A 21,677-nucleotide genomic window follows, 5' to 3' on the forward strand; every position below is an offset into this window, starting at 1 on the left:
TAAATCTCGACCCTAAAGAACCCTTTGAACGCATATCCAAAGACAATGGACAAGACGAAGAATACCACGAGCCAATGAACCGGCCACCCGAATATCTGGATAGACCGGCTGGGGTAATTGACCTCGATCTTCTCCATAAAAGGGTTTTTGCCCATCGATTCATTCGCCGGATATAGCAACGAGTCCCAAAAACCGGATGAAACTACCCGGTTAACTCGGTCTAATCTACCTTCAGTTACGGTTATCTTTTTCTGAAAGCTATTGCCGTCCAGGTTAAACGTGAGGTTATGCTCCCCAGGCTCTTTTGCTCGTATTCTCCAGTTGACCTCGTTTTCCATAGGTATTCTTAATGGAGGTGTCTCCACCACGAGCCCGTCATCAGATTTGATGGATAAATCGGATAGGGCCTTCCGGTCTTTCCCGGAGAGTTTTACGGACACGATTGCCGACTCGCCGGGCTTTAGCGGCCTGTACCCGAACCAGCCGTCGAGCTGAACCAGTATTATCACCACCGGTATTATCATGAAGAGCATGGGTTTTAGAGCGTGCTTCATGTAGGTCAAATTGTGGCGCAGGATGTTCTTCTGTGCAGAAAGCTGAATCCTCAGGTCATCCTTAAACAGCCTGATTTCGAGCAGGTAGGCCTTAATCAGGTCTTTTGTCTCCTTAATCCCCTTCTGGTCGGAGGTATAACGGAATATCAAAAGCATGATTATACCGGTGACCAGGGAAAAGAGAGCCAAAGACCAAAAGGGGTCAAGAGATTGAAAAGGCCACATAAGCAGGTCAAAAAAACGGCTTAAATATAGATTGAAATAAGACATTTAATTTCTACCCCTTAGTTTAGTTTTTTAATTTGAGAATCCCCTACGGCTTGCGGGGTTTGCTAACTATCCTCCCCATTGATAGGATGGGATTAACCCCCCTGTTTCCCCCCTTACTAAGGGGGGAATTAAAGAGGGGTTCATTTCGCTTTTTACCTGTCATTTCGACTCCTTCGCTATGCTGGATAAACTCCGGGAGAAATCCTATTTCTAAGATAGTTTAAGATTCCTCCTATGCACTCGGAATGACAACATCGGCATCCTTCGACCCCGCTCAGGATGATGCTTCGACAAGCTGCAGCATGAGCGGTGGTTTATCCGCTGATACTGATAACTAAAACCCGTTTGTCCTGAGCCAAGTCCCCCCGGTTCAACCGGGGAAAGAATGAACACTTCGAGAAACCCATTCCTAAAGAAGCGGGATCTTCTCCGCATGTCATCTCCGAACGCATTAATCGGGGATCCATCTTTCTGAGAAACTGGATTCCCGCTTGCGCGGGAATGACACCCTAATATGAGTTCATTCTATATACCCCAATCCCTTCAGCCTCTTGGTAATCTCCTCCTCGCCCTCACGGGATTTCTGTTCCGATCTCTTTAATTCCTTCTCCAGGGTGTAGGAGATAAACTCCTCCACGGAACCGTATCCCGCCTGCTCCGCATGCTTTTTACACCGGTCCAACAGGTCCTTATCCAGTTTAACCTTAGGTCCGCCAAACATTATTATTACCTCCTCAGGCTTAATTTTGTTTTATAGCACTCAATACCGCAAAGACACTATTACCGACCATTCCTTCTCCCTTGGGAATGCCGAACTCGGCTAAAATCGTCGGAGCAAGGTCGGTGAGAGCCGGCTTATCCGCTTCTATCTTCTTATTAGAGAGAATAACGCCGGGAACCAAGTCAGCTTCGATCAGGTGGTCGCCGCTCCATTTCTCGTCGTTATCCCGGATGAGCGCTTTGGGGAATTTGCCCAATACCGTTTCCCAGGATGCACGGTACCCCTTGTTGTAACCGATAATGAGGTCGGGGGCGTCCTTGACGAATGGGCCGGAATATATCTCTTCAGCTCTATATACCCGGGTGATTACCTGCTCTCCGGTCTTCGGGTCCCTTATCTTGAGTAACTTTTCAGAAATCTCCTGGAGTAGAGCATCCCTCTCCCAGGGCTGAACTATCCCCTTTCCCTCCCTGCGGTAGAGATTAAGGTATAAGCCGTTGAAGCCCGCTCCATAGGCCCGGGTCTTGGACCAGTTTACATTCTGAAAAAAGTCCCCTTCCGTATCATCGGTCAATGAAGCATAGCCCTCGTTTTTAAGCCAGGTATTGAGGTTGAAGGCGCGGTAAAACGGCGCAAACCCGTGGTCGGACAACACAATCAGTGTAGTGTTTTCATCTATACTTTTAAGGGCTTTGCCCAACACCCGGTCCATGTCTATATAGGTCTGCTCGATTACCCGTCTATATTTGCTATTGGGGTCATAGGCCGGGTGATTCGGGTCCATGGTGCGCCAGAACATATGGGCAAGCTGGTCGGTCCTCCCGAAGTAAAAGAAAAGAAGGCCCGATTTAAAGCGCTTGAGCTCACGGTCGAACATCTTTAACTCCTCGTCCAGGACGATGTTGGATTGTTCGTAATACTCGCCGTCATCAAGCACATTTTCCGACAAAGCCTTTGAGTCCTCCGGAATCCCCTGTGTATAGAACGGTCCGATTTCCCTGGCCAACTCCTCCGAGTAGTCCTCGGGTGTAGAGATGGGAAGTGCAGGGGCGGATGGGTCTATATTGACCGGGCTGACATACATCTTGAAATTAGGACGAACCTCTTTGAGATAAAAACGAGCTATGCCGCTCACGCTTTGAAGAAGAGGAATTATCTTATAATTCACCGTAACCCAGTCGCTCCATTCCCCCTGCTTGAGTATAATCTCCTGGTCGTCTAGAACGACCTTTGCCACCGGGTTCTCCGGGTCTATATACACGGTAAAATCGGCGGCAGTCTCTGGGCTACCCTTCCTCAGGGTGTTCTTAGGGCCGGGCAGTTTTGATTGAAAACTGTTACCGACAACCCGGATTGGAAAAACCTTGCCACCAGAAATTTCATCGCTATATTCATCCGGTTTATTCGTATAAAAGGAGAATGTTCCATACGTCCCCTGTATATCCGGAGTCCCCATGCCGGAGAGCTGGTACACTGGCATCTTTGTATCCGCAGGAGGAAAGTTTGCCGGGACACGGAATATAGTAGTGGGAACATCCTTTTCCTCCAGATACTCCCAGAATGCCCGGCCCTCCCTCAAGAGGGTAACCTTTCCGCTGGATAGAGGAATAATCCAGCTACCAATGCTGATGGTTTTATCCGCCGACTCGGTCCTGGAGGTGGAGAGGTAGGGGATCATTGTAGCCGGGTCCCGGTGGATAAAGTCGAAGATACCGTGTCCGCCCGGGTTCATCCCGGTAATAAAGTTAGCCCAGGCTACCGGACTCTGAGGAGGCATGCTGGTGGTGAGGGGCTTGAAGTCCCCGGTTTTCATCAGGTGTTCAAAATTGGGAAGCTTCCCCTCATCTACCAGGGTCTTGAGTATTTTCGGGTCCATTCCGTCAAAACCCAGGACCAGTACCTTCTTTGTAGTAGCCTCGGATGAACCCTTACTTTCACCGCACCCGCTCACCACTGTAAGGAAACTGAGACCAATTATGAAAAAGACTACGCTTACTATAATGTTTTGACCTTTCACCTTTCTACTCCCCTGTTATTCGAAATTTTATTTCCACCATCCTAACCCCAACAATTCTCCTCCCCCCTTGAGGGAGAGCTTATTTCCATTCACCCCCATCCTGACCTTCCCCCGTCAAGGGGGAAGGAAGAAGAAATTTCCTCCCCCCTTGCGGGGGAGGATTAAAGGTGGGGGGGTTCATTTTCATCCCCCCATCCTGACCTTCCCCCTCAAGGGGGAAGGAATAATTGTGTCTTTTTCCTGTCATTGCGAGCGATAGCGAAGCAATCTCGTCTTTCTTCAAGGGATCGCTTCGTCATTTCATTCCTCGCAATGACGCCTAATGTCATAATCGGCCTCACCCGCGTTCTCCTCCCCACTTGCGGGGGAGGATGAATATGACAAATATAAGAAAACCCTCAGCCTACCCCGCCTTCACCTTTTTCACCCTTTCTTCTTCCTCCCACTTTTCCTCGACCGGCGGCAAAGTCTCTCTATCCTGTCCGGGCTGGACCAGCGGCTTACCCTTCATATACTTGGGGATATCCACCCCGAAAAGTTTGAGCACGGTGGGGGCAACGTCTTTGATATCGGGTTTATCGGTATTAATCCGGCGGTTGGAAAATAAAACACCCGGAACGACCTTGGGGTCAACGCAATGATCCCCGCTCCAGTGCTTAGTGTTGTCCTCGAACACCTGCTCGGTTACCCGGCCGGTGGCGCAAGACCAGGAATTCCTGTATCCGGCATTATATCCTATTAGAAGGTCGGGGGCATCGTAGGTGTACGGGCCGGAATAAGCACTGTCCGTATCGACGACGCTCAGGATGGCCACATCCCCAGTAGCCTCATCCACAAGGCCGGTCAATTTCTCTATCAACTCCCTCTTCAGGTTACGAAGCTCATCCCCTTCTTCTACGATACCGTTTGCCTCCCTCCCGCTTCTGTTGATGAAAACGCCAGTCAAGCCCAGGGAAAAGGCCTTCGTCTTCTCCCAGTCCACGCTCTCAAACCAGTCCCCGCTGGTGGTCTTGCCGTCCTTGAGGGTTAAATAACCGTTCTTGAGGAACCAGGTATTGAGGTTCACCCCTCTCTTAAACTGAGTAAACCCATGGTCTGACATCACGATGACCACGGTTTTTTCGTCTATCCTCTCCAAGACGCGGCCGAGCATCTGGTCCACACGCATATAGAGGTCTTCGATAACCCCTTTATACTTCTCCACTTCCTTTCCCCGGTTTGCCGGATGGGCCTCATCCAGGCACCGGAAAAACATGTGCTGAATGCGGTCGGTGGTGTCGAAAACGCAGGTACAGAGACCCTTTGGGGTCCTCTCCAGGGCTTTTAAAAACATCTTCTCGCGTTCTTCGTAGAGGTAATAGGCTTGCTTAAGGAATGCGTCTTCATCGATAGCCCCCTCGTTAAGGGCCCAAGTATCCTCGGCTAGTCCCAGGGTGCCGTAAGAACCGATAAGTTTGGCCAGATAGACCGAGTATATGAAGGGGTGGGAAATGGGCAGTGCCGGATTCTCCGGGTCGATATTGAGCGGGGTCACGTAAAGCTCGAATTCCGGGCTCAGGCGGTTTATATAAAAGCGGCAGATACCGTGCACCTTTATCCCCAGCCCGGCTCTAAAGGTAACCCGAACCCAGGGGGAATAAACACCCGGCTCGAGCTCAAAGCTCTGGTCAGACACCTCGATCCTGGCCCGGTTTTTCTCTTTGTCCACTTTGATTTTTAGAGGAACCTTAAGCTCCCCTCCCCCCTTAACCAAACTGTTTTCCGGCCCATGGATAAAGGTATTGATAGTATCGCTATTCAACCTTACCTGATAACCCACGCCGCCCGTTTTTGTCCTGGTGTCGCTTTCACTGGTGGTGTAATAGGAGAACGTCCCCTGAGACCCCTTCAGGTCTGGAGTGCACATACCGGAGAGGAGGACACCGTTAAACTTCTCTGGAGGGAAGGTAATGGGCACTCGCAATACCGAACTGAACACCCCGCTCTCTCCGAGTATCTTCCAGAAGGGCTGGCCCTTTCGGAGAAGCTTCATTTTCGGCTTTCCCAGGGGGATCATGTATTTGCCGATGGGCAGGATCTTGGACGCCTTTCCTATCTCTGCCGAAGAAAGCATGGGCAGATAGGTGCACGGGTCGCGGGTGATAAAATCAAATATGTTGTGGTATGAGGGATCAACGCCGGTCATGAATGAAGACCAGGCAACCGGGGATATGGAAGGGTAGCTCGTAGCCAGCGGGGCAAAAGCGCCTTCTTTCTTCAACTTAAGGAAATTAGGAAGCTTGCCCTCGTTCATGAATTTATCGGCAAGCTTAGGGTCCATACCGTCAAGGCCAATCACCACCACCCTCTCCACCTCACCCTTCACCCTTTTTCCCTTACGCAGCAAGGCCCTCAGGATAAACCGGAGAGGCCAGGAAAGGAGGTAGAAGAAGGCCAGGGCAAACGTGACGAACAGTATCAAAAATGAGGACAGGAATGCAAAGCCGGCCCCCGGGCCGATGTAGGCCTGGGCACTCTCCGGACGGTTAATTAGCATAAAAACAAGAAACATAAAAAGCATAAACAATCTTCCAAAATTGTTGAACATTATTCACCCCTTAGTTCTTTTTACTCAATATATCCCAAGGCCTTTAATTCTTCGATCGCCTCCTTATCGAGAACTACCTCTCCTACATCCTTTTTTTTCGTAGCCCTCTCCGAAATCACTCCGAGAGCTATTTTGCGGAACTCCGCAGCCTCTTCTTGTTTTGAAGCTATAATATTGTCTCTCTCATGTGGATCAGTGACCAAGTCATAAAATTCCTCTCCCTTTTCGCTTTGAAAGTATATGTATTTGAATTTCTCTGTCCTGATTGCCAAGGTATCACCTCTCTCGCTGTATGCATAACCAGGAAAATCAATTTCGCCGTCTTTTTTGCCATCGGCACTAAGGAAACTCAATAAACTGAATCCGGCTAGGCTGTGGCCAACCCTTATTCCCAGATAATCAAGTATGGTAGGCATGACATCGATCAGACGAACCTGGCTCTTAACTACCTCCCCTCCATATTGCGAGTTAGGAAACTTAATAATCAAAGGAACTCTAATTAATTCCTCATAAGGGGCTTTACTATGTCCAAGATACCCATGCTCCATAAAGCCATCTCCATGATCAGCGGTGACGATTATTATGGTATCGTCGTACAAACCGGCCATTTTTAGTTCATCCAGGAGAACTCCAATACGATGATCTATATATGTTAATAACCCGTCATAATACGCCATCAGTTGATCAACATCCTTCTTAGTTATTCCTTGCAAGATCTTCTTTCGAAACCCGGAGGTATTCGAAAAATCAATGCCTGAATAAACATCGCTGTAAATACCATACATGGTATCATAGGGAGGCTTTGGCCTGTAGGGATCATGCAAGTCATTGTAGTGAAGATAGGCAAAGAAATTGCTATTACTTCCGGCCAGACTTAGCCATTCAGTAAACTCCTTATTGACCTCTTCTATCAGACCGAGGTTGTCATCATATTTTACAAAACCCTGAGCAAACCCCGTGGCGGATTTCATGTGGTTTCCTTTGGTCCAAGCCATAGTCAAGAATCCATTTTGGAAAAGAACCTCAGCAAGAGTTGTTTCCTGTTCATTTAAAACACCCGATACTATACTGCCATTGGCCTCCTCGATCTTATCGACACCATGCTGGTAAGGGTAAAGCGAAGTAAAAAGGGAGGCCATGCTGGTTTGAGTCCAGGTAGATTGGCTTATGGCTTGAGTGAAAACCACAGCATCCTTTGATAACTCATCTATATTCGGTGTAGTTTTTCGATTGTAACCATATAAGCTTAGATGGTCTGCCCGCAAACAATCTATCAAGAGGATCATTACATTAGGAGAATCATTAGGGTATAGCCTGTGTGTCAACAATGTCGAGAGGTTAAGAAGTAGCACTATGCCGATTAACAGGCTTAGACCCCGAATATTGACAACAGGAGCCTCCAAAACTCTTCTTTTCGTCCAGAAGAAAAACAGTATCGAAACCAAAAACCACAATGCTATAAAAACCGCACCCCAGATAAGGAGGCTCTGGATAAGTTTACTCAATCCACCCGTGAATATTATTTGGTCAGCATAATAGAATAAAAAGATGAAAACCGCAGTCAGCGCAATGGCACTGGATAATAGGCAAGCCCTCCTAACATTTCCAAGCACACTGTGTAGATTCAAGAAAGCTATAAGATAGACCGAAGTGAAAATAAAGACGATGGGTATGCTCTTATTAATATTGTGTTCCAATAAATTTAAAACAGGTAAAAAGAATCCATTCGAGGCATAGACCCAGGCTTCATAGAAACCCAAGATAACACCTATACTTATACCCAATACTAATGCTAGAGTCAGAGCTTCGACCAAATATCTAAAAATGTTAGTTTTAAGAAGTTTTCTTATCATGATGCAGCATCTCTAGGATCACTGGATATAACCCAGGGCCTTCAAATCCTCGATTGTATCTTTATCTATAACCACTTCTGTCGATTCTTTTTCTTTTCTTTTCTTGGCAATATCCAACGCTACTCTTCGGAACTCTTCCACCTTGGCGGGCGATACCACATCAATAATGTTATTTTTCTCTTGAGGATCAACACTAAGATCATAAAATTCGTCTTCTTTGCCCTGGATATTAATATATTTGAATTTCCCCGACCTAACCGAGGTTGCCGTGGTCATAGCCGATACAAATTCGGAGTAAGCATACTCGGGGAATTTCCCATCGAAGTCGTGATTATCATCGAAGTAAGCTAGTAAGCTGAATCCGGTTACCTCACTATCAATGTTCAGTTTCAAGAAATCGAGTATAGTTGGCATGATGTCGATTAAACGGACTTGATTATTTACCACCTTTCCGCCGTATAGAGAATCAGGAAATTTTATAATTAAGGGGACTTTCAAGAGTTCGTCGTAAGGAACGGTGCTATGGGAAATAAATCCGTGTTCCATGAAACCGTCCCCATGGTCAGAGGTGAGTATTATCAATGAGTTATCATAGAGGCCTGACCTTTTTAATTCCTCCAAGAGAAGCCCGATTTGAGCATCTATATAGTTTAATTGGCCATCGTAATAGGCAATCAGTTGGTCGAGGTCTTTTCGCTCCAACTTCATGTGATTGAACTTAATAGCTCTACGGAATTTCGTCCACTCTGCACTATCCCTAACATTAACCCGAGAATACAGGTCACTGTACTCTCCATATAGGGTATCATAAGGTGGTTTTGGTATATATGGGTCATGCAAATCGAGATAATGTATATAGGCGAAGAATGGATGGTTTCTTCCCATCTTGTCAATCCACTTAACGACTTTCTTGTTGATATTCTCTATACTGCCTGCGGGCTCGTCATATTCCATAAAACCCTGCCCAAATCCAAGGAACGACCTAAGCTGCGCGTTTTGCACCCAGGCTGTGGTTAAAAAGCCGTTTTTAAGAAGGGCTTCTGCTATAGTCGTTTCCTCTTTGCTCAACGCATCTGAGGTTACTGGGTTAGCAGCGTCATCACCTACTGCGGCCGCATCCACCTCTCCCTTATATACCCCATGCTGATAGGGGTATAGGGAGGTAAATAGAGAAGCTATACTGGTCCTGGTAAAGGTGCTTTGGCTAATAGCTTGAGTGAATATAACCGCATCTTTAGAGAACTTGTCTATATTGGGTGTGGTGTTTCTATTATAACCATAGCAGCTTAGATGGTCAGCACGCAGCGCATCTACTAGAATCAGTACTACATTTGGGGATCGTGGTTCATGAAATCTATAAACAACGGGCGGTATCAGATTAACAATTACAATAACTCCTAAGAATAAAGCAGCCATCCTAATACCGGCAGGCGAAGTCTTTAGAATCCTAGACTTAGTCCATAGAAAAAGAACTGCCGAAACCAATAACCAGATTACTACAAAGCCCAAGCCGAGCTTTAGGTTGAATATAAGAGCGTCTGTCGTAAACAAATTAGACCAGTTTATTCCGCCAGCCTTATTGATCCTATATCCGAAAAACAGGAAGAAAGGGATACAGGATAGTCCTCCTGAAACAAAACAACTGACTTTCGTATTTTTGGTAATGCGTTCAAGAACAAATAATGAAAATAAATACAAAACGACCAGAAGAAAGGCTATTAGTATGCTCTCATTTATGCTAAGTTTTAAAAAGTCAAGAGAGACTAAATAGAGCCCATGAGATAAGTATTTCCAGCCTCTTAAAAGCCCGAGTATAACACCTCCGGCTAAACCTAGTACAAATATCAGGGTCAGGGTCTCGATCAGATATTTAAACCATTCTGAACGGGTGATTCTCGTGGCCATGATGCCTTCCTTTCTCTTTACTGAATATAGCCTAACGTTTTTAGTGACTCTTCTGTTTGCTTGTCAATCACAATCTCTTCCTGTGATACAAGTCCGTCTAACTGATCTGACGACTCCATCCAATCGAAAAGCTCCTTTTTAAGTTGGTCGGCTATTTTGACCTCAACATTGATCAGGTTGTTTAATTCGTTAGGGTCATTTTCAATATCGTATAGCTCAAACGGCATACCTTGCATAATTTTCTGGTCTTCTTTGTCCGGGATATAGATTAGTTTCCATTTCTTCGTGCGAATCACCCTCTGATAATCTTCTTGATATCCGGCTTCTGCAAACGCATGTTCCGGAATACTATGATTGTCTCCGAACATCAATGGCATCAAACTGGTGCCCTGAGCCTCCTCATGGATAGGGATATTCAAAATATCTAGTATGGTTGGCATGACGTTATTGAGTTCTACCGGATGGTCTATTATCTTAACATCCGATTTGAGTCCAGGAATCTTTACAATTAAAGGAACCCTGAGGCAATCATCATAAGCAAATCGGCCATGAGCAAAATACAAATTATGATCTCCTAGAGCTTCGCCATGATCCGCTGTGAAAATAATAATCGTATTATCACTAAGTCCCATATCTTTGACCAGATCCAAAACCCTCCCAATATTTTCATCCATGTATTTAATCTCTGCATCATACTGTGCTATATAGTAATCTAATTCATCGCGTCCCCTAAGAATTTCTGGAGAGCGACCACCGACCTCCCGATATGTTTGGTCGGTATTAATGGGCACTTTATTAGAACCATTATAATATTTGTCACGAACAAACATTTCATCGTAAGGTTGTGGAGGATTGTAAGGCCAGTGCGGGTCAACATAATGTAACCACATAAAAAACTTCCCCTTATGGGAATTGTCCCTTAACCAAGATAGCGCATATTCGGTAACGTGCTCCGCACGCTCAGATTCATGCTCTTGCCAAACTTCGATATACTCATCGAATCCCTGGTGAAAATTATATGCCTCAGCCAAGTTCCCATTGGTAACTATGCCTACAGTGGTGTAATTGGAATTTTTCATGATTTCAGGCAAAAGTAGAAAGTAGTCATCGATCTTCTTTCTTGTAGTTCTAGTTATACCATTATAATATCCATAGGTACTGGTCAGCATGCTGGCAAAGCTGGGTGTTGTTTTGGGCCACTGGGCAATTGCTTGAGAAAACAAAATCCCCTCTTTTGCTAGCCGGTCAATATGGGGCGAAGTGTCTCTGCTATACCCATAGCTTCCTAAGTGATCGGCTCTCAAAGTATCAGCGGTTATGAAGAGTACATTCATTCCATTTCTCTCGCTACGGAGGTTACTGTAGTAATAAACCCCATTCAGTACCAAAAGGAAAAAGATAGATATAGTGGCAAATTTGAAGCTAAATATTCTGGGGAAAACATGCTCAACAAATCGAGGAATTACCGATAATTTCTTCAGAACCATAAACCCGAGAGAAATAAACAATAATGTGAATATAGCGTTCAATGAAAGACCTTTCATAGATTGAAACGCTGGATACCAGGATGACTTATTGAGATAATAGCCAACGATTAAAAATAATCCAATCAGAAACACAGTGGTGAATATATAGTATGTATATTTCTTGCCCCTAGTTTCATCCTTGAGTAAATAAACAAGAATGACGTATAGGAGAAACATGATTAGAAATACGACCAGTGAAACGAGTAAAAACTCGATTGTGAAGCTGGTGGTTATGATCCGAAAGTAATAGAGCGCAGTACTGTACATTTCAAGCTCCATATAGCGATTAGAACCTACAAAAACTAATCCTTTTCCAATTCCCAGTATAAAACCAAGTACTACACCTAGCGCTAGGCTCATATGGATAATTTTTTTCAGGTCTTTCAATTTGTCGACGATTAAATCCATTTGTACCTCCCTAGCAGCTAAACCTCGTTAAACATACTTTATTTTTATTCAATGTATCCTAGAGACTTCAATTGCTCTTTAATGGGCTCGGTTAAATTGACTTTCTCCGGAGCCTCAGCCTTCTCAAGATTATGATAAATTTGCCGTTGAGCATTCAGCCAATCGAGCAGAGAAATTAAATAACTTTCAGCTTTATACGCGGTCTCTTTTGTTTTGATGCCCTCATCAAAAAGATTAACTTTCTCTTGCGGGTCGTCTAATAAGTCATAGAACTCCTTTCTAGGAGCCCTAAGATGGTGGATGAGTTTCGAATTTAGCGACCTAACCGCTACCAGGTTATTGGTGAGCCTAGAATAAACCAAAGAGTCGGTTGGTCTTTCGTTACCTTCTATTAAGGGCAACAGGCTGCGCCCTTGCATTTCGTTATTACGCTTCAGGCCGAGGTAATCTAGTATTGTAGGCATAATATCAATTATGCTTACGACTTTATCGACCCTGCCGCCAACCGACACATTCGAATTGGAAGGAAACTTGAATATTAATGGAACGTGCAGCACCTCGTCGTAAAGGGTTTTTCGGTGTCCTTTACGACCGTGCTCAAAAAATTCATCTCCGTGGTCCGCTGTCAATATAATTAGGGTCCTATCATAAACCCCTAGTTCCTTGAGTGTCGATAATAACTTCCCAATATACTTGTCCGTGTATGCTATCTCCCCGTCATAGAGAGCGATTATATGAAATAGGTCTTTGGGATCCATGCCCGGCTCGATTCTGGAATTATATTCGAAATCTTTGGAATCTATAGTTCCGGTATAGTTCGGGTCGAACATTGCGTCATAAGGAGGTGGAGGAGCATAGTCATAATGGACATCCCAGTAATGAAGGAAGAGAAAAAACTTCTTTCGGTAATTATCTCTCAACCATTCTTGTATAGCTTTGTCTATTTTAGGGGAAGTCACTCCTTGGTGTGACTCTCTATGGCTATCAAAATCGATAGTTTTATCGTCATAATGATCAAAGCCCTGACCATATCCGTAAACAGAATTCAGAAAAGGACCGGAAACAAAGGCAGCGGTGGAATATCCCGACTCCCTGAGCATTTCGGCTAAAGTAATTCTACTTTTATCGAGTTTATCATCACTCGTAATAACTCCGTTGGATTCAGAATACATCGAGGTAAGCATCGATATATGAGCAGGCAAGGTCCAAGAAGTGTTACTAAAAGCATTGGAAAACAATACTCCTTCGCTAGCAAGCTTATCGATATTGGGACTGGTTTTTCGATGATATCCATAGCAGCTTAAATGATCTGCTCTGAGGCTATCTATGGAAATCAAGATTACATTAACATCATTTTTATCACTGAAGCTGTTTATATCACTAGGAGCGCTATTTTTTACCTGGGCGGCAAAGATATCCGACGTTCTTTCGTCTTCTTCCAAAATCCACAGGTTCAAAATCACGGTACCCCCTATAATTATCCCAACAAATAATAGCGCAATCTTGACCTCTCTTCTTAAAATCCCCGAAGAAGTGGCCTTCTCGCTTTCAAAAAAACTATTCCTTAGGGTGCATACCGACTTGTAAATAATGCCGGTCAAAAGCAAAGCACTAATTATAAGACCTAAATTTATTAAAAAACCCAAAACAGAAAAAATTGGAATCGAGTATCTTCTATCCAGCCAAATCATTAGGTTAATGAATATACCAAAACTCACTACAAGGCTAAGATAAAACATGGACATCCTTCCAACATCCATAGGTCTTTTAACAATCCTAAATGCAAGCCATAATAGTATTCCGAGAGATATTCCTACTATTAAACCAATTACCATATATGTTGCCGATAAATTAAAGATAAGGGGCATTTTATCGACAAAAGCTGGACCAAGGTAACTATCTAAGATAAATTGTATATGTTCATTCTTATCTAGGTGTAAGATCCTGCCGATAACGCCAAAAAAGTGTGATTTAATGACGTCTTGCGGCCCCAGGATAAAACCGTTGTACCTGGTTGTCAAAATGAGCGCATCGGCGAGACCCTGAATTAGACCGGCAAGGACACCATAAAAAATCCCCATCGTCAGATGCATTCCAATTCTCAAACCGTTATTGACATCACTCACAATAGCTACCCTTTAATCAAAAAATCCGCCTTCTGAAACCCCTCATCATTCTCAATACTTAAATAATATCTCCAAGGATGCGAAACTATACCCCCTTAATAAACTTTTTGGTCAATCATATTAGAATTAGGGCGGTTCATTGTATATATCCCAGTGACCTCAGTTGTTCCATTCTTTCCTCTTGAGCGCTGGCATCTTCAACTTGTCTTGGACGGTTGCTTAACCAATCATTGGTATCATGAGTCTTGACGGTCTTAACCGGATATTTTTCTAAAAACCTGCCGTCAAGAATGTTTTTGAGAACCTTACCTTTCATATCGGAGCCTACCGGAATACCCTTGAGAGTTAGTATGGTCGGTGTAATATCGTAAATACTTCCAACAACGGGCAAATCACTACTATTTAAACCATCATGATCCAATAATGCATTGGGGCGAATATAACGTCCCGCAGCAATGATCACTCCAGGGGGTTCGCTGTGATGGTGACCGGAGTTCACCTGGGTAAAGGGTTCATTCGGGCTGAAGAATTGGTCTCGATTAACCGCATACATCCCATGATCGGAGATAATAAATATGGTTGTATCAACAGGCTGCTTCCCAAGGAGTTGTCCAATTACGGTATCGATGAATGTATAATAATCCTCGATGATATCACCAAAGTCCTCAATTTCCTCATCGGTGGGGCGATGCCTATAGTCATCCGGCCGCATGTAGCGCCAAAAGCGATGTCCAACCACGTCAGTCCCTCCAAAATAAATAGCCAGGAGGTCGTAGGGTTCGCCTGATTCCAAAATATATTCCGCTACACGGAGGTATATGGCATCTGCTCGAAACGCCCATTGCGTGTTGCTCCACAGGTTTCTATTTAGCTCAGATATCGGATGCACAAATTTGCCGAAAATAGACTCCGTCAGGAGTGGCAGGTCAGATTCCACCCCTTCGGCTATGGCCATGATTTTATTTTGGAGAGAGTCCGGATGTACCTGTCCGGGCAAGCCCTTCAAAATACCCCCCTTCCAAACCATGCCATCTTTATCCTTATTTATTTGGCTGCTTGTATTTGTCTGGGCTACCATAATCCCGTTGATCCGATCAACCGGGAAAGTCATCCACCAGCCGACACAATGAACGGTAAAATTGTGGTCCGTAAGAATGTTCCAGAATGCCTTGGTTTTTCGGTCTCCGTTGGTGTACAATTTCCGTCTAGAATTTCTCTTTTCCGAGTAGGTAAAACCTTTAATTCCATGTTCCTTTGGGGTCTTAGCAGTGGCAATGGATGTCCAGATGACCGGAGATATGGTAGGCTTAGAGGTCTGTAACTTGCCGAAGACCCCCTGCTTCATCAGCTTTGTCATTATCGGCAGTCTTCCCTCTTTAATCATCGGAAGCATAACCTCCCACTCCAGACCATCAACGCCGACAAGAATAATAGGATGGGAAGGAACAGGGTATAACACAACCTCTGGTTCTCGTATGTTAAAGTAGTACGCTGTACCTAAGATCACCAATAGGCTCGAAGAGATGAGCAGAATGGCTCTTTTCCTATTACCTCGCCGCTCACTTTGGGTTTTCATCTTGTTTCATTCGACAGCTTATTTCAAAAAATTGAAAGTTTAACTCCCTCCATACATCGTTACTATCCTCTTAGTCAATATGAGATATAGATCAACAATAAACATAACCAATATAAACGTATTAATTGCGTAAAACCATTTGATCCGGACTCCCCAAATATCGAGCGACAGGCGTTTGAATGATGGAAGCGAAATGATAACAGAAATAACAAACATGAAAGGTAAAAACTGCCCCAGTATTAGTCGGTTTCCGGCGGCAATCGGTGCATACCATGCATATAGAAGAAGGTAAGTAAAAAAATACAAAATACAGAACGATAAAAGAATAAAGTTATTAGCCGCCATTTTGACACTTTCACGGAAATTCAAAACCACTAGAATAAGAAAAAAGACAAAATAGACCAGGGCATATTTAAAATAGCCATATGAGTTTATGCAGTTTGATATGACCCTCTTCAATCCTTTAAATACTCTGGATAGAATTTGTTTTGTGGTATGTTCCTGGAGATATTTCTTTGGGCCGGGGATCAGTTCGGCCGGCATCTTAGGCCATCCTATTCTATCCCCATGTGCACGCGTGCCCTTCTTGGCCTCTTTAAAGCTATCGTACCACATATAGAATGTTGAATTAACGTTATAGAAGTAACTGCCAAATACCCTTTTGCTCGTATTTATATAGGGATAAACTGTGCCGAGAAAAAATAAAACAAGAAGCGCAATACTCAACCATCGGGAGATAAAACCAGACTCGTTCCGAAGAGAAGTGCCATATTTCCCAGTTCCTCTTTGGTATAACACATAAGTTTCCTTAGCCGCGAAAAACAGGACGAAGAGCACCAATCCGGGTAAGATCGACGCTTTAGTCAAGTGGGCTAAGCCGAGCACGACTCCGGTCAAGATCCCCCACACCCACGACGGTTGACTGAGCATCCTCAACATCAGCAGAAAGCCGCAGAAGTTTAAGAAGTAAAACAGCAAATCGGCCTGAAAGTAAGCCGCTTTGAAAATGAATACGGTAAAAGCGGTTATTAGTATCAGATTCACGGCTTGAAATATTGGAAGGTAGTTACGAAAAATAAGAAACAGACCCGCTAAAATAACAACCGACAAAATTACGTTCAAATACTTTCCCCAAACGAAAAACTCCGGGTTGTAATAAACCCCGGAAAGATGATAGCCCCCCCTCTGAACAAAATACTCATGGTCATCAAGGCCTGGGTTCATGAACAACAGCAGCGATTGTAAGAAGGGATAAAGAGGCATTTGATTACGATGTCCTACGAAGGAATACTTGGTCTCATACATCTTTTTAGCATAGTACATGTAACCACTCTGGTCAGTCTTTCTGGAGTCAACGTTCACCTCCTTCAAATGTCTCACAGCCCCATAACAATATAAAAAGACCAGGATGATACACAGTGAGGTAATTAAACTAATATTTTTTAGACGTGCGAAGCTACTGTTCTCGGTCTTCATTCAACCCTTCTGCTAATCAAATAATCTGAACCGGATGATGGTAAAGATGGCTTCAATTCCGTCTTTCCAGGTAATCTTCTTGCCCTCAGAGTAATCTCTGCCACTATAGCTTATGGGAACTTCATAAACTCGAAACCTCTTTTTGGCTATCTTTACCGTAAATTCAGGCTCAAATCCAAACCGATTCGACTTTAGGACAATATGCTTGAGTACATCAGACTTAAAAACTTTGTAACACGTCTCCATATCGGTTAGATTTAAGTTGCTAAGTGCGTTGGATATCAACGTCAGAAATTGATTCCCCATATAGTGCCAAAAAAACAAGACCCGGTGCGGGCCACCGAGAAAGCGGGAACCGTAAACAACATCGGCCCTGCCATCTAAGATGGGCTCTAAAAGCTTTGGGTATTCCCGTGGGTCGTATTCCAGGTCGGCATCCTGTATGATAACAATGTCCCCACTCACCTGCTTGAATCCAGTCCTGAGCGCAGCCCCTTTGCCCTGGTTATGCTCATGATAAATTACTCTCACATTATCGCCACGGCTAATCTCCTGCAAACGGAGTTTCGTACCGTCAGTTGAGCCATCATCCACGATGATAATCTCCTTCTCTAGGCCCAGGGGAACGGCCTGTACTCGAGAGACAATTTCAGCAATAGTTTCGATTTCATTATAAACCGGTATTACCACAGAAATTTTCATCTCAAGTATGAATATAAATTTCTTCTGGTTTTGGCTTCGTTTTCTGTAGCATTCCAGGTCTTTCCAAAATTCCGGTCAGAAGAGGTAATGCTAATTCAAAACCATAACGAACCTGGAACCCTTAAGTCTGTGAGCAGTATCAAACTATCTTCCCCGCTTCCTGTTTAATCATGCCTAACTTAGTTAAGCTCAAATTCTCCCTCCACAAAAAAATCATCCCCACGATGGTTAATGGCAGATACCATAACGCATGATGAATTATAGAGAAACTCAAAGCACTCTCCTTATCCACAGAAAAATAAGACAGGGCAATCACACATAAAAACTGATACGTGCCTACATACCCGGGAGAAGAGGGTACAATCAAGCCCAGATTCACGACCGATAATACAAACAACGGTCCATAAATAGTCGGCACATTAATGTGTAAAGACTTAAATGTCAAAAGCATAGACATAGACGCAAGTAGCCAGGCGAGTAGAGAAAGGACAAAAATCGTTAAAATGAGTCTTGGGGTTTTCAGAATCTTTAAGCCGGAAATAAATGAATCCAGCTTCGTGGTAAAGAATTGCTTTTTCGGTTTTGACAGGAAAAACATCTTACTCTTAAACTTCTCCACAAGGAAATTCTGTCTTAAGACGAATAAATAACTTACGGCAACTGCAGTCAAAAGAATCACAGAAGTGGTAGACGCCACGTGCTTAACCCATTCAGGCGTCGGGAAGACGAATACGGTAAGCATCAGAAAGATAAGTAAAGTAAATATATCAAATAACCGTTCGACTACTATGGTCCCGAGCACGGACGTTTTTCCCACATTTTCTCTCCTGCCAAGTATATAGGCCCTTATGAACTCGCCGACCCTTCCCGGTAGTACATTGTTCGCAAAAAATCCTATCATTAGTGCTGAAAAGGTATTAGAAAAATCCACATTCTTAAAGGTCTGAAGGATCGTTCGCCAGAGAAAGGTCCTTATAATATAACTTGCGGATAGTGGCAAGAGCGCTAAGAGGATTAGGGCTAAATCCGCTGATTCTAACCTGGTTTCCAAAGCCCTAAGATCAACTTTTCTAAAGGCCAGGTATATGAACAAAATACTAAGAAAAACCCCTAATACTGTGTACTTTTGTTTTAGCAAGTTATAACTCATCACCAGTCAAATACAATTTGTATCTGGTTTGTTCGCTCATTTTGGCGTAGGCTTCACCTTCAAGTAGCTGTCTTCCCTAAAAGACCAAATTTACATGACTTTATTATCGAAAAGTAATGCTACTTCACTTTCTTTTCAGAACCGAGGTCATGGTTAGTAACAACTCCTCCAGTTTCACACTGCTTGGACTTTCTTTGAAAGATAGCCTAACTTGGTTAACCCATCTACGATCTTACTTAGACTCTCTTCACGGGTTTCTTTATGAGTTTCAACGATTATCTCCGGGTTTAACGGCTCTTCGTAAGGGTCGGAAATCCCGGTAAAATTTTTGATCTCACCATTTATGGCCTTCTTGTATAATCCTTTGACGTCTCTTTTTATGCATTCCTCTAAATCGCAATTCACGAAAACCTCTACGAAGCTCCCTATTTCCCTTCTAGCTTCATCCCTTATCTCACGGTATGGGGATATAGCGCAGGTAATGGCAACGGCACCACAACGGGTAACAACCTTGGCAACGTAGGCAATTCTACGTATGTTTTCATCACGGTCCTCCTTCGAGAAACCCAAGCCTTTGGAAAGCCTGAGCCTTATTTCATCTCCGTCAAGCACTTCTACATGATGACCCCTCTCTTGTAACTCTTTCTCCAGCATCCGGGCGAGTGTAGTCTTTCCAGAACCGGATAGACCGGTAAACCATACGGTGAATCCTTTCATTCTAGCTCTCCTTTTTGAATGATTTTATTCGCCATTAAATCGTATAACGGCCTAATTTTACCAAATCGGCTCTTCGGCCATTGTGCATCTTAACAACGCTAATAGTCACCAAATAGTCGGTTTCAGAACCATATTTATCATACCAGTCTGTTGAATCATGCCAATAAGACAGGCAAATTCACTGTACTACTCGCTCTAATAGCATTAAGTATTCTTTTATAAGAAAAGTAAACAACCAGACTTTTGTTATATTTTCCTGCTGAAAAAAGTATTAATCATTTTAACGGTCTTATAATTACAACGTCTTAATCTCCTCTTTTAACTGGAGGGGCATCGCAGCCGTCCTGGCCCTCATTGCCGGCCATTCTTACTTTGAATATTATGGCTTTTTGTCCTTTTGATCGCCACTTTTCAGCATTTATCTCCTTTATTACTTCAAAATGGTCAGCAAATAGAGGATCGGAGAAATAGGCGTATAAATCGGAGCCGAATCTCTGTCTAGTACCCTTCTCTTTGATTTCAGAATAATGGCTATCCCAGACCAGATAGGTTATTTTTTTCTTTTGCACGTCCGATAGAAAATCAGAAACGGTATTTCCCTTCAATTCGCCCAAGGCTATAAAGTAACCTTTTTCCAATCCACTAAAGTATCGAACCACTTCCGGCTCACTTACTGCCATTATATCTCCCTGCTTCGCCAGCTTGCTATACCACTCAGCGACTTCTCTTTGTTGTGCCCGATAGTATTTTCGATCATATTTCAAATATGAATTTGCCTCCAGCAAGCCGAATCCAACTATATCCACCACGATGAAGCAAAGAACAACAAAAAATGAAAGATATTTAAACTCATTTTCCTTTAACCAGTAGAAGAAATAAGCCACAAGGGTCAAGGAGAAAAGGCCATAGCTCAGGATCAGCAACCATCTTTCCGTATCATAAATCTTCTTGAAAACTAAGAAACTTATTAGGATAAATATGATTCCACAAAACATAAACAAAAAGCCCAAAGGACGAAAGTTAAACAGGTTAAGCGCATTTTTTCCCTCAATGTATGACAGCAATATCTGCACACCTTTAAAGATAAATAGATAGAAAATCCACAGAATCGGCCATACGTACCTCAAGGGAGCGTTAATACTGGGGTATAAGGCGTGTACTACAAAATAAACGAGGAAAAAACACGCTATCGGGAAGATTGAACTAAACGAACTTCTGACCAAAGAAACAATTCCCAATAATGCTAAAATCGAAGAAATAACAACCAGTAGCCTGAAATAAAAACCTGCTAAGCTAAAACCGGGTATAAAACCAAAAACAGTTAACGGAATGTTATACAGGAACCTGATTTCGCCTATACCCAAAGAAAGCTGACTGATATAGGGATTCACTTCTCCCGGGTGATGGAGAATAGACAAGGCCATCCAAGTTATTATGCCCATAGACGAAAGCAACCCTAACCAGACTGCCCTTAATCTTTTTTTAGCGATGAAGAAATCTTTTAAAATCAAAATAGGTATTAAAAATACTGCCTCGTATCTTACAAGACTTGCTAGAAAGGCCGCCAGGTAACTCCACGCCCGGTTGTTTAAGGAGAGCAGAAATGTGAATAGAATCCCGGTAAGAAGCAATGTCTCTAGAATTGGCTGGCTCGCCATTTCTGCAGTGGACGGATTTATGGCGAAAAACAGAGCAGCAAAGAACCCCATACGGCCTAGAAAATAAGTTGATATCAAATATACAAGCGAAACATTTAATACCGCTAAAACCAGATTTATGGTCTCGGCAGCAAACAAAGTGGAGCTATTACTAAGGAGAGAAAATGAGGCTATTAATACCGGATATAGAGGCTCCCTTTTGTAGTGTGAGGGGAGCTCAAAATTCAGATATGATAGCGCCTTGTCGTGAAATGCAAAAAAATCACTTCGTGGGACAGCAAAATCGTTAAAGAAGCTCAAATAGAATAAAAGCGAGCCCACCAGCAAGAGAAAGAGAATTGTGGCCTCTTGTTGTCTTGAAAAGGTCTTATTTTCGGTCAAAGGAGGTCCTCTGGTTTAATAAACCAAAAGTCATAAAATAGAGTGGTCAA

Annotated in this window: 13 protein-coding genes and 1 pseudogene; all 14 read right to left on the reverse strand. The window is 43.5% G+C overall.

Annotated elements, in window-relative coordinates; translation table 11 throughout:
• Window positions 1–824 (reverse strand): hypothetical protein (locus tag VNN20_16600; protein HWP93811.1); only part of this gene is annotated, 824 nt, incomplete at its 3' end.
• Window positions 825–1,344: 520 nt separating this feature from the next.
• On the reverse strand, window positions 1,345–1,545 hold the full coding sequence (locus tag VNN20_16605) for a hypothetical protein (GenBank protein ID HWP93812.1): 201 nt from the start codon (window positions 1,543–1,545) through the stop codon (window positions 1,345–1,347).
• Between the two features lie 19 nt (window positions 1,546–1,564).
• Window positions 1,565–3,562, reverse strand: a complete 1,998-nt coding sequence (locus VNN20_16610) for an alkaline phosphatase family protein (protein ID HWP93813.1) — start codon at window positions 3,560–3,562, stop codon at window positions 1,565–1,567.
• Between the two features lie 403 nt (window positions 3,563–3,965).
• Window positions 3,966–6,122: an alkaline phosphatase family protein gene (locus VNN20_16615; GenBank protein ID HWP93814.1), complete on the reverse strand. Its 2,157-nt coding sequence runs from the start codon at window positions 6,120–6,122 to the stop codon at window positions 3,966–3,968.
• A gap of 47 nt (window positions 6,123–6,169) precedes the next feature.
• Complete coding sequence (locus tag VNN20_16620) at window positions 6,170–8,002, reverse strand: sulfatase (protein ID HWP93815.1); 1,833 nt, start codon at window positions 8,000–8,002, stop codon at window positions 6,170–6,172.
• An 18-nt stretch (window positions 8,003–8,020) separates the two neighbouring features.
• Complete coding sequence (locus VNN20_16625; protein ID HWP93816.1) at window positions 8,021–9,907, reverse strand: sulfatase; 1,887 nt, start codon at window positions 9,905–9,907, stop codon at window positions 8,021–8,023.
• 17 nt (window positions 9,908–9,924) lie between these two features.
• Entirely contained in the window at window positions 9,925–11,841 is a 1,917-nt protein-coding gene (locus VNN20_16630; protein ID HWP93817.1) for a sulfatase, read from the reverse strand.
• Between the two features lie 44 nt (window positions 11,842–11,885).
• Complete coding sequence (locus VNN20_16635) at window positions 11,886–13,967, reverse strand: sulfatase (GenBank protein ID HWP93818.1); 2,082 nt, start codon at window positions 13,965–13,967, stop codon at window positions 11,886–11,888.
• Between the two features lie 136 nt (window positions 13,968–14,103).
• Entirely contained in the window at window positions 14,104–15,543 is a 1,440-nt protein-coding gene (locus VNN20_16640) for an alkaline phosphatase family protein (GenBank protein HWP93819.1), read from the reverse strand.
• A gap of 39 nt (window positions 15,544–15,582) precedes the next feature.
• A complete protein-coding gene (locus VNN20_16645; GenBank protein ID HWP93820.1) occupies window positions 15,583–16,923 on the reverse strand; it encodes a glycosyltransferase family 39 protein in 1,341 nt (446 codons plus the stop codon).
• A 108-nt stretch (window positions 16,924–17,031) separates the two neighbouring features.
• A complete protein-coding gene (locus tag VNN20_16650; GenBank protein HWP93821.1) occupies window positions 17,032–17,721 on the reverse strand; it encodes a glycosyltransferase family 2 protein in 690 nt (229 codons plus the stop codon).
• Between the two features lie 139 nt (window positions 17,722–17,860).
• Entirely contained in the window at window positions 17,861–18,859 is a 999-nt protein-coding gene (locus VNN20_16655; GenBank protein HWP93822.1) for a lysylphosphatidylglycerol synthase transmembrane domain-containing protein, read from the reverse strand.
• 186 nt (window positions 18,860–19,045) lie between these two features.
• Window positions 19,046–19,591 (reverse strand): annotated as a pseudogene (gene cysC, locus VNN20_16660) (adenylyl-sulfate kinase).
• A 302-nt stretch (window positions 19,592–19,893) separates the two neighbouring features.
• The gene (locus tag VNN20_16665) at window positions 19,894–21,627 is read right to left on the reverse strand and encodes a hypothetical protein (protein HWP93823.1); all 1,734 of its coding nucleotides are present in this window, start codon (window positions 21,625–21,627) and stop codon (window positions 19,894–19,896) included.
• Window positions 21,628–21,677: the final 50 nt, after the last annotated feature.

It is taken from the genome of Thermodesulfobacteriota bacterium, assembly GCA_035559815.1.
Classification (GTDB): domain Bacteria; phylum Desulfobacterota_D; class UBA1144; order Nemesobacterales; family CSP1-2; genus DATMAT01.

Excerpts from the sequence above, each read along its gene's own strand:
- VNN20_16615 (HWP93814.1), bottom strand. The coding sequence starts at position 6,122 with ATGCTTTTTATGTTTCTTGTTTTTATGCTAATTAACCGTCCGGAGAGT.
- VNN20_16625 (HWP93816.1), bottom strand. The coding sequence starts at position 9,907 with ATGGCCACGAGAATCACCCGTTCAGAATGGTTTAAATATCTGATCGAG.
- VNN20_16605 (HWP93812.1), bottom strand. The coding sequence starts at position 1,545 with ATGTTTGGCGGACCTAAGGTTAAACTGGATAAGGACCTGTTGGACCGG.
- VNN20_16620 (HWP93815.1), bottom strand. The coding sequence starts at position 8,002 with ATGATAAGAAAACTTCTTAAAACTAACATTTTTAGATATTTGGTCGAA.
- VNN20_16630 (HWP93817.1), bottom strand. The coding sequence starts at position 11,841 with ATGGATTTAATCGTCGACAAATTGAAAGACCTGAAAAAAATTATCCAT.
- VNN20_16650 (HWP93821.1), bottom strand. The coding sequence starts at position 17,721 with ATGAAAATTTCTGTGGTAATACCGGTTTATAATGAAATCGAAACTATT.
- VNN20_16640 (HWP93819.1), bottom strand. The coding sequence starts at position 15,543 with ATGAAAACCCAAAGTGAGCGGCGAGGTAATAGGAAAAGAGCCATTCTG.